Annotated in this window: 8 protein-coding genes and 1 pseudogene; 3 read left to right on the forward strand and 6 right to left on the reverse strand. The window is 71.4% G+C overall.

What is annotated here, in order from left to right; genetic code table 11:
- The 6 genes and pseudogenes from ACTWQJ_RS40815 to ACTWQJ_RS40840 all read right to left on the reverse strand — a co-directional run.
- Positions 1 to 663 (reverse strand): annotated as a pseudogene (locus ACTWQJ_RS40815) (hypothetical protein); the annotation flags it as partial.
- Between the two features lie 80 nt (positions 664 to 743).
- Positions 744 to 1811 (reverse strand): hypothetical protein, encoded by a 1068-nt coding sequence (locus ACTWQJ_RS40820; protein ID WP_443311482.1) that lies wholly within the window; start codon positions 1809 to 1811, stop codon positions 744 to 746.
- Positions 1808 to 2647: a COG1470 family protein gene (locus ACTWQJ_RS40825; protein ID WP_443311483.1), complete on the reverse strand. Its 840-nt coding sequence runs from the start codon at positions 2645 to 2647 to the stop codon at positions 1808 to 1810. The genes ACTWQJ_RS40820 and ACTWQJ_RS40825 overlap by 4 nt, the downstream gene beginning before the upstream one ends.
- A gap of 54 nt (positions 2648 to 2701) precedes the next feature.
- Positions 2702 to 3391 (reverse strand): LPXTG cell wall anchor domain-containing protein, encoded by a 690-nt coding sequence (locus ACTWQJ_RS40830; RefSeq protein WP_443311484.1) that lies wholly within the window; start codon positions 3389 to 3391, stop codon positions 2702 to 2704.
- A gap of 157 nt (positions 3392 to 3548) precedes the next feature.
- Positions 3549 to 4070: an ATP-binding protein gene (locus ACTWQJ_RS40835; protein WP_409471708.1), complete on the reverse strand. Its 522-nt coding sequence runs from the start codon at positions 4068 to 4070 to the stop codon at positions 3549 to 3551.
- A gap of 257 nt (positions 4071 to 4327) precedes the next feature.
- On the reverse strand, positions 4328 to 4711 hold the full coding sequence (locus ACTWQJ_RS40840) for an STAS domain-containing protein (protein WP_443311485.1): 384 nt from the start codon (positions 4709 to 4711) through the stop codon (positions 4328 to 4330).
- 249 nt (positions 4712 to 4960) lie between these two features.
- On the opposite strand from ACTWQJ_RS40840, the gene ACTWQJ_RS40845 reads away from it, so the two are divergent.
- From ACTWQJ_RS40845 to ACTWQJ_RS40855, 3 genes are all read left to right on the forward strand, one after another.
- Positions 4961 to 5908, forward strand: coding sequence for an RNA polymerase sigma factor SigF (locus ACTWQJ_RS40845; RefSeq protein ID WP_443311486.1), 948 nt, complete (start codon positions 4961 to 4963; stop codon positions 5906 to 5908).
- 195 nt (positions 5909 to 6103) lie between these two features.
- Positions 6104 to 7627, forward strand: a complete 1524-nt coding sequence (locus ACTWQJ_RS40850; protein ID WP_443311487.1) for a ricin-type beta-trefoil lectin domain protein — start codon at positions 6104 to 6106, stop codon at positions 7625 to 7627.
- Positions 7628 to 7711: 84 nt separating this feature from the next.
- The coding region (locus ACTWQJ_RS40855) for an EamA family transporter (protein WP_443311488.1) at positions 7712 to 8230 on the forward strand (519 nt) is incomplete at its 3' end.

Here is an 8230-nt window from a genome sequence, read left to right on the forward strand (position 1 = left end):
GCCCGTGCCCGACGAACCGCCTCCGCCCGTCTCGCTCTCGCTCGGCGTCGGCGTCGGGCTCGGTGACTGCGTCGGCAGAGCGGTCGGCACACTCGTCGGCAGCGTCGGGACGACGGTCGGCAGGCCTCCCGTCGTACCGCCCGAAGTCCCGCCCCCGTCCGTCACCTTGATGGTCGCCGCCGGCTTCACCGTCTCCTTCGGGGAGCACTTGGTGTCCGTCGAGATCGGCTTGTTGACGTTGATGTTGTACGCGTCCGGGGTCAGGGACACCTCGCCCGGCGCCGTCAGCTTCAGTTTGCCCTTCATGTCGGACAGCTTCATGTCGCTGTTCTTGGGGATCGGCGGGTTCTGCCGGGGCCCCTCCATCGCGACATCGGCCGTCTGCGCGCCGGCCGCCTTCAGCGTGCCGGTCGGCTGGACCGTGTCCTTCTCCAGATCAAGGATGTCGGGGTTCTTGGACGCCGCCTGGACGAACTTCCAGACGATCTCCACCTCGTCCCCGACCTTCGCCTCCGCGGGGGCGGTGATCTCCACCTTCGTCGTCCCCTGGACCGGCGGCAGCCCGGAGATCGAGGGCGGGATGCACTCGGTCGCGTACGACACCTCCGCGGCCTGCGCCGGCCCGGCGGCCACGCCGAGCAGGACACCCGCGCCGCCCAGCATCAGGGCGACGCCCGCCGCTGACGTTCTGCTTCCTCGAGGACGACCACGTCGGCCGACCGGTGTGACTCTCCTTCTCTCGCTCACGTCTGTGCCTTCCTGGAGGGAGTCGTAGGACTCGTCGGGCTGTCGTCGTGCGGTGCGGAGAGCCGACCGGCCGTGCCCGGATCGGCGTCCGGGGTGAACCACGGCAGGGTCGAAGTCGATGCGGGCGCCTGTTCGCGCGAGGTCAACCGCGGCAGGCGCAAGGTGAGTTCGGGCAGTCGCAGGCCCCGGTGGCGGGCGCCGCCCGGCCGGGGTGGGCGGACCCGGTCCACCACGGCCATCCCGATGCGGAACACCGCGGCCGGTACGACCAGGCACACCAGGACCCAGAACAGGATCACGCCCCACGGCCGTCCCACGCCCCAGGGCTGCTCGGCGAGCACCTTGCCGCCGTACTTCAGCGAGACGGTGTAGTCGCCGTGCGCCCCGGCCGCCAGCTCCACCGGCAGCCTGATCTGTGCCTTGCGGCCGGGCTCGATGGTGCCCCGCCACTGCTGCTCCTCCCACTGCGGGGCGAACACGCCGTGCGAGGTGCCGACCTGGAAGACCGGGTTCTTGATCGCCGAGGTGCCGACGTTGCCGACGGTGAAGACGAGGGTGCGGGCGGGGGGCGCCCCGAACCAGGTGAGCAGCCCGCTGGAGCCGTCCAGCCGGGTGTCGTTGAGCACCGACAGCCGACCGCCGGCCGGTTCCGCGGGCAGCGGTTCGACGGCGTGCCCGGCGACCTGGAAGATCGCGTCGGCCTGCGCCTTCGCCCCGGTCACGGTGGCGACGTGCACCACGCACGGGCACGGCACCGGCGGCTCGGCGACCGGCAGCTCCTTGCGGAAGCGGCCCTCGGCGTCGGTGGTGACGGCCCGGCCGTCGGCGTTGGCGCAGGAGTTGGTGCCGCCGATCACGCCCCGGGACGGCACCGACTGCCCGCAGATCAGGATCATCAGCAGCGCCCGCTCCCGCCACCCGCTGCCGGTCACGGTGACCGAACCACCGGTTCCCGCCTGGGACTTGGACAGCTTCACAGTGGGCCCTTCGGCGGCAGCGGCCGGCGTGAGGGGCGCGAGGAGCAGCGCAAGTGCCGCGATCAGCACAGGAATCCGCGTCTTCACCGCATCGCTCCCGTCAACTCAGCATGGTCCCACTGGTGTTCCGGCTCGCTCTCGGTCGTACGGCGCCTTCGACGTCGTACGACCGCCCCGGCCGCCGCTACGAAGATCAGCGCACCGACCCCTGCCGCCCCGCCCCACGGCACGAACCGCGCCGACGCCTGCGCCGTGTCGCGCGCCCCGCCCGCCGCGGTCACCGTCAGCCGGACGTCCACCGCGTCCAGGGCGGGCCGGTCGGGCCACGGTTCGTCGAGCCGCACCCGGTGGCCGGGCGCCAGCTGGAGCGGCAGAGTGCGCGGGGACCGGTCGAGGACGGTGCCGAGGACGCCGTCGGCGTGCACGGCCAGGGTCGGTACGAGGACCGTCGTACCCCGGTTGACCAGGTCGTACGTGATGCGGTCACCGTCCACGGCCACGTGCTCGACGGTCAGCGCGGACAGCGTCGGACCGCCGGTGCGCAGCCGCAGGGGGACGGACCGGGAGCGGCCGTCGCCGTCGCGTACGACGATCGTGCCCGCGCGGTCCTCCGGCACGGCCCCCTCGGGCACGGTCACGGCGAACGGGATGTCGGCGCGGGTGCGGGCGGGCACGCGCACCTCGGCGTCGGCGAAGCTGACCGGGACGCCGGTGCTGCGCAGCCGTACGGTGACCGGGTGCCCGGCACGGTTGGTCACGGACACCGTGTCCTGCAGGGCGGTTCCGGGCGTGCCCTCGGCGTAGAAGGACGGGCGGCCGCCGCCGGCGGGCGCGACGGACCAGCCGTCGGCCGCGCTCGCCGTCGGGGCGGCGCACAGCAGAGCGAGGAGGGACAGGCACACGGCACGGGCGGCATACGACATCGGCGGCTCCATCAACGCCTCGTTGAGAAGCGACGGGCGGGAATACCGGAACGGTCAGCGGCGGACGCGTACCGCCTGGTTCCGGCGTGTCAGCCACAGCGCGCCCGCCGCGCCCGCGAGCAGGACCGTTCCGCCGAGCGTGCCGAGGGCGATCGCGGAGTCCTCGGGGCCGGTCTGCGGGAGCTCGGCTCCGGAGTCGCTGCCGCTCTGGGTGCCGGTCGAGCCACCACCGGCCGCCGCCGTGACGTCGAGGGTCAGGGACGGTCCGGGATCGTTGCTGGGCGTGCAGGTGGTGGTCGTACCGAGGGCCTTGATGGTGAGTACACCTGCCGTGAAGGTGACCTTGCCCGTCTTCTTCGCGGTGTAGGTGCCGGACAGGTCGTTGATCTTGATCGGGGTGTCGGCGGGGATCGCTTCCTGGTTGGCGGGGCCGGTGACCTTCATCGTGCCGCTGTCGGCGCCGCCGAGTTCGATGGTGGCGCTCGGGTTCATCGCGCCCTTGCCCAGTTCGACCGGGCTGGAGGAGACGCCCTTCTGCCAGGACATGGTGATCTTGTAGCCGCTGCCGCTCTTGACGCCCTTGATGTCGATCGGCGAGACGGCACTCTTGTCGCCGATCGGCGTCTTGCACTGGTAGTTGACGTCGACGACCTCGGCGTGGGCCGTCGGGGCGGCGAGCAGCACCGCCGAGCCGGCCAGGGCCGCGGCGGACGCGAGCGCGGCGGTTCGTTTCCGGTACGACATCGTCCCCTCATTCCTGACGGCACATCAGATCGGCCGTCAAGGTACGCCCGGGGAGTTGAGGAGGGAAGACGCGGAGCACGCCGGAGTTGTGACGATCCGGCGTGCGTGCGGTGACGTACGAAGAGGGGTTCGAACCCCGGGTAACCCCAGGCGGGCGTTACGCGGGCGCTCCGAGTTCGGCCCACACCGTCTTGCCCGCGACGCCGGGCGTGCGCACAACCCCCCAGTCCAGGCACAGGCGCTGGACGATGAACATGCCGTGGCCGCCGGGGCGGCCGGCACGGTGCGGGGTGCGCGGGGCCGGCTGGCCGGCGCCGCGGTCGGAGACCTCGATGCGCATCACCTTGTTGTCACAGGCGATCCACAGCTCGTCCGGCCCTTCCGCATGCAGACAGGCGTTGGTGACCAGCTCGGACACGACGAGCAGTACGTCCTCGGCGGCGGCCCGCTGGTCCGCGGTGGCGGCCGGCAGCCAGCCCCACGCGTACAGCGCCTGGCGGGCGAAGTCGCGGGCGAGCGGGACGACGCCGCTCGCGCCGTCGAAGCTCAGCCTGCGGGCCTGACGCGCCGCCGACGACACGGACGCCCCGGTCCCTGACGCGCCCCCCTCGGACGCCCCGGAAGCGCCGCTGGGCTCCGGGCCGCGGTCGCCCGGCGAGTAGGGCCGGGTGGTGCTCATCAGCGCTTCACCTCACCGATTCACCAGTTCACGTTTCAAGAGTGCTTTCCGAACACGCGGTGTGCTCAGTGTTCGGTACTCAGTGTGGGTCACGCGGTCGGCACGGGTACACACGGCCCGTACACCGCACGCAGGAAAATGACCGGTTCGCCCGGTCCGCCGTGCCACCCCCGTCATGATTGCCGCCGACATGTTCAGGATGTCTCCTGCCCGGCCCGACCGGCGGGACACCCCCTTGTTCGGCACGACCGGCGCGCTCAGTCGGACTCGCCCTCACCGGCCAGGGCCGCCTCGACCGAATCGTGGACGGTGAAGACCGCCCCCGCTCCGGTGATCTCGAAGACGCGGGCCACCACGGGCTGCATGCCCGCCAGATGCACCCTGCCCCCGGCGGCCTCGGCCTTGAGCCGGGCACCCAGCAGCACGTTGAGCCCGGTGGAGTCGCAGAACTCCAGCCGCGAGCAGTCGACGACAAGCCGACTGAAACCCTTGGCGAGGCATTCCTCGAGTGGTTCACGCAACAGATCGGCGGTGTGGTGATCCAACTCACCTGCCGGAGTCACGACGGCGCTGGGGCCCTCTTCCCGCACCTCCACCAGAAGCCGGCCCGACTGTGCGCTGCCGACCGTCCCGTGGTCCATGCCGTCTCTCTCCCGAGGTCGTGGCTGCTGACGTTTGCCCTCGAACACTACGCCTTCCCTACGCCCTTCGACAGCCGAACATCCGCCCAGAAACGGACATTTCTCCACAGAACGGACTTGCGATCGGCTCGGGAAAGCGGGTAGGGCTAGTAGAGACACGTAACCGACACGGCCGGCTTTGGAGGCGCCGCACACCGCAGTGCACGTACTGGCTTCGGCAGCCATATGCCGAGAACGATGGAGGACATCATGTCACCCCGGCTCGACGCATCGCATACCCGGACGGCGACGTCGACACCCCCTCCGGAACATCTGGATCCCATCGAGCGTAACGGCGATCACACCGACGCACTCGCCGTCAGGGACGACGTACTCGCCCTGCAGGACGACGTACTCGCCGGACTTCCGGAGATCCCCCCGTACGACGAGGTCGGCCCCGTCGATGCACGGGCCCTGTCCAAGACTCTCTTCGAGCGGCTGGAGTCCCTCGAGGAAGGCACGCACGAGTACTCGTACGTCCGCAACACGCTCGTCGAACTCAACCTCGCCCTGGTCAAGTTCGCCGCCTCCCGGTTCCGCTCCCGCAGCGAACCGATGGAGGACATCATCCAGGTCGGCACGATCGGCCTGATCAAGGCGATCGACCGCTTCGAACTCAGCCGCGGCGTCGAGTTCCCGACCTTCGCGATGCCCACCATCGTCGGCGAGATCAAGCGCTTCTTCCGCGACACCTCGTGGTCGGTGCGCGTGCCGCGCCGGTTGCAGGAACTCCGCCTCGACCTGGCCAAGGCCGGTGACGAACTGGCCCAGCAGCTGGACCGCGCCCCCACGGTGGGGGAACTGGCCGAGCGCCTCGGCATCTCCCACGACGAGGTCGTCGAGGGCATGGCCGCGTCGAACGCGTACACCGCCTCGTCGCTGGACGCCCAGCCCGAGGAGGACGACAGCGAGGGTGCGCTCGCGGACCGGATCGGCTACGAGGACCACGGGCTCGAAGGCATCGAGTACGTCGAGTCGTTGAAGCCGCTGATCGCCGAACTCCCGCACCGGGACCGGAAGATCCTCTCCCTCCGCTTCGTCGCCAACATGACTCAGTCCGAGATCGGCGACGAACTCGGTATCTCGCAGATGCACGTGTCGCGGCTGCTGTCGCGCACGCTGGGGCGACTGCGCAAGGCGCTGACGGTCGAGGAGTGACGACCGTCCCGCAGTAACGGCTCGTCGTCCGGCGCCTTCCGGGGCGCCGGACGAGCCATGCCCGGGAACCTCTCGGTTATCGGGTTGTTGCGGAAAGGCCTCCCCACGGGCCGCCTTCCACCACTATGGTCACCCGCAAACTGGCCGGTATGTCAGGGATCTTGACGTACCACGGGGGCACGAGGAGGCGGGTGGATGGCTCTGGCCGACGGGACCGGCAGGGACGCCGGAGCCGCACCGCACTCCGGCGCGTCCGACGCACGGCTGACGGAACTGCTGCGCGCCGACACCGCCACCGCGTATCCGGCCCTCCAGGAACTGCGCGCCCGCCACCGCGCATCGGTCCTCGCCTACGCCCGGCTGTGCACGACGAGCGAGTCCACCGCCCGGCAGCTCGCAGCGCAGGCCTTCACGCTCGCGGCCCGCGAGACGGCCCGCGGCACCGACCCCGCCGTACCGTTGCGGCACCACCTCCTGCTGCTCACTGTGCGGGTGGCCACGGACTGGGCCGCGGACGAACGGTCCGCCGGTCTCGACGCGGGTCTGCTGCTGGTCCTGAACACGGCAGGCCCGGTCGGTCCCGTCCCGCCCATGCTCGCGGCGTACCAGTCCCTGCCGTCCCGCACCCAGGGGCAGCTCTGGTACGCGGTGGTGGAGCAGGAACCCGACGAGCGCACGGCCACACTGCTCGGCCGCACCCGCGAGGACGTGACATACGGCACAGAACAGGCCCTCCAGGCGTTGGGCCGGGCCTGTCTGACGTCCCGGCTCGCGGCCTCCGACGACCCGCACTGCCGGGACTTCCGCCGGCTCATCGAGGAGTCGGTACGGCCCGACGGCCCACGCCACAGCCCCGACCTGGACGCCCACATGGCGCGCTGTGTGCACTGCGCCACGGCGTACGAGGAGCTGACCGCCCTGCGCGACTCCCCGCGCACCGCGCTGGCCGAGGGGCTGCTGCCGTGGGCGGGCACGGCGTACGTCACACGCGACGGCGAGCCGGGCGTCCACCTCCGTATCCGGCAACGGAATCGGACGCCCTACCGCCGCCTCGCGCTGACCTCCGCGGTACTCGGCGCGGCCCTGGTGCCGCTGCTGGTCGTCCTGCTCGCACCGGGCGAGACCGCCTCCCAGGACCGGACCGACCCCGGCCCCATCACCACACCGGTGGCCCCGCCCCCCGTGACGGTCACGGCGACGGTGTCGGCAAGCCCGCCGACGCCCACCACGAAGTCCCCGTCACCGACGAGGAGTTCGACCCCGCCGCACACTCCGAGCCCGAAGCCCTCCCCAACGCCTCCGCCGACACATCCGCCGAGCGGCTCCTACGCCCAGGTCGTGAACGTCGCCTCCGGGCTGTGCCTGGACATCCGCGACGGGGTGATGGAGAAGGGCACGGATGTCGTCACGGCGCCGTGCGGCGCGTCCCCTACGCAGCGGTGGCGGGTCGACGCGGGACGGGGTGTCGTCCAGTCGTCCGCCGACCCCGACTACTGCCTGGACAGCCGCGGCTCCACCGACAAGGGCGTGGGCATCTGGGAGTGCGCGTCGGTGGACGGGCGCAACGGGCAGAACCTGAGGTTCGCGGTGGGCGGTGACGGGGTGATCCGTCCGGCGGTCGCGGTGGAGACGGCGGTGACACCGGACGGGGACGGGGGCCTGGCGCTGCTGCCGGTGAACGGGGGAAGCGGGCAGCGGTGGCGGGCGGGCTCGCCGTGAACTGACCGGATGGTGATCGCCGGCATCGGTGCTCACCTGCTCATGACTACGCTGCCCCTCCGCTTCGCACCAGGAGGAGTGTCCATGAGCAGCACCACGGCCCGCCTCGGCCGATGGGCCGATCTTCCCGTCCTGCTGGTCGCGGTGGTATGGGGCTCCAGCTACCTCGCCGCCAAGGAAGTCACCACGGCGCAGACCGTGCTGGCCGTGCTGGTGCTGCGGTTCGCCGTGGTGCTGCCCGTGCTCGTGGTGGCGGGGTGGCGGCGGCTGCGGGCGCTGAGCGCCGTTCAGATACGCGGCGCGGGGACGCTGGGGCTGATCCTCGCCGGGATCTTCCTGCTGGAGACGTACGGCGTGGTGCACACCTCGGCGACGAACGCGGGGCTGATCATCAGCCTCACCATGGTGTTCACTCCGCTCGCGGAGAGCCGGGTGCGCGGGACGCGGCTGCCAGGGTCCTTCATGGCGGCCGCGGCGGTGTCGGTGCTCGGCGTGGCACTGCTGACCCAGGGCGCCGGGTTCACCGCCCCGTCCGTGGGCGATCTGCTGATGCTGGGGGCCGCCGTCGCCCGTACCGTGCATGTGCTCGCCATGGCACGCATG

This window comes from Streptomyces sp. KR55 (genome assembly GCF_052245645.1).
Lineage (GTDB): Bacteria > Actinomycetota > Actinomycetes > Streptomycetales > Streptomycetaceae > Streptomyces > Streptomyces flavusporus.

What these genes read in the sequence shown, in the direction of transcription:
- ACTWQJ_RS40825 (WP_443311483.1), bottom strand. Translation starts at nt 2,647, where the DNA reads ATGTCGTATGCCGCCCGTGCCGTGTGCCTGTCCCTCCTCGCTCTGCTG.
- ACTWQJ_RS40830 (WP_443311484.1), bottom strand. Translation starts at nt 3,391, where the DNA reads ATGTCGTACCGGAAACGAACCGCCGCGCTCGCGTCCGCCGCGGCCCTG.
- ACTWQJ_RS40835 (WP_409471708.1), bottom strand. Translation starts at nt 4,070, where the DNA reads ATGAGCACCACCCGGCCCTACTCGCCGGGCGACCGCGGCCCGGAGCCC.
- ACTWQJ_RS40840 (WP_443311485.1), bottom strand. Translation starts at nt 4,711, where the DNA reads ATGGACCACGGGACGGTCGGCAGCGCACAGTCGGGCCGGCTTCTGGTG.
- ACTWQJ_RS40845 (WP_443311486.1), top strand. Translation starts at nt 4,961, where the DNA reads ATGTCACCCCGGCTCGACGCATCGCATACCCGGACGGCGACGTCGACA.
- ACTWQJ_RS40850 (WP_443311487.1), top strand. Translation starts at nt 6,104, where the DNA reads ATGGCTCTGGCCGACGGGACCGGCAGGGACGCCGGAGCCGCACCGCAC.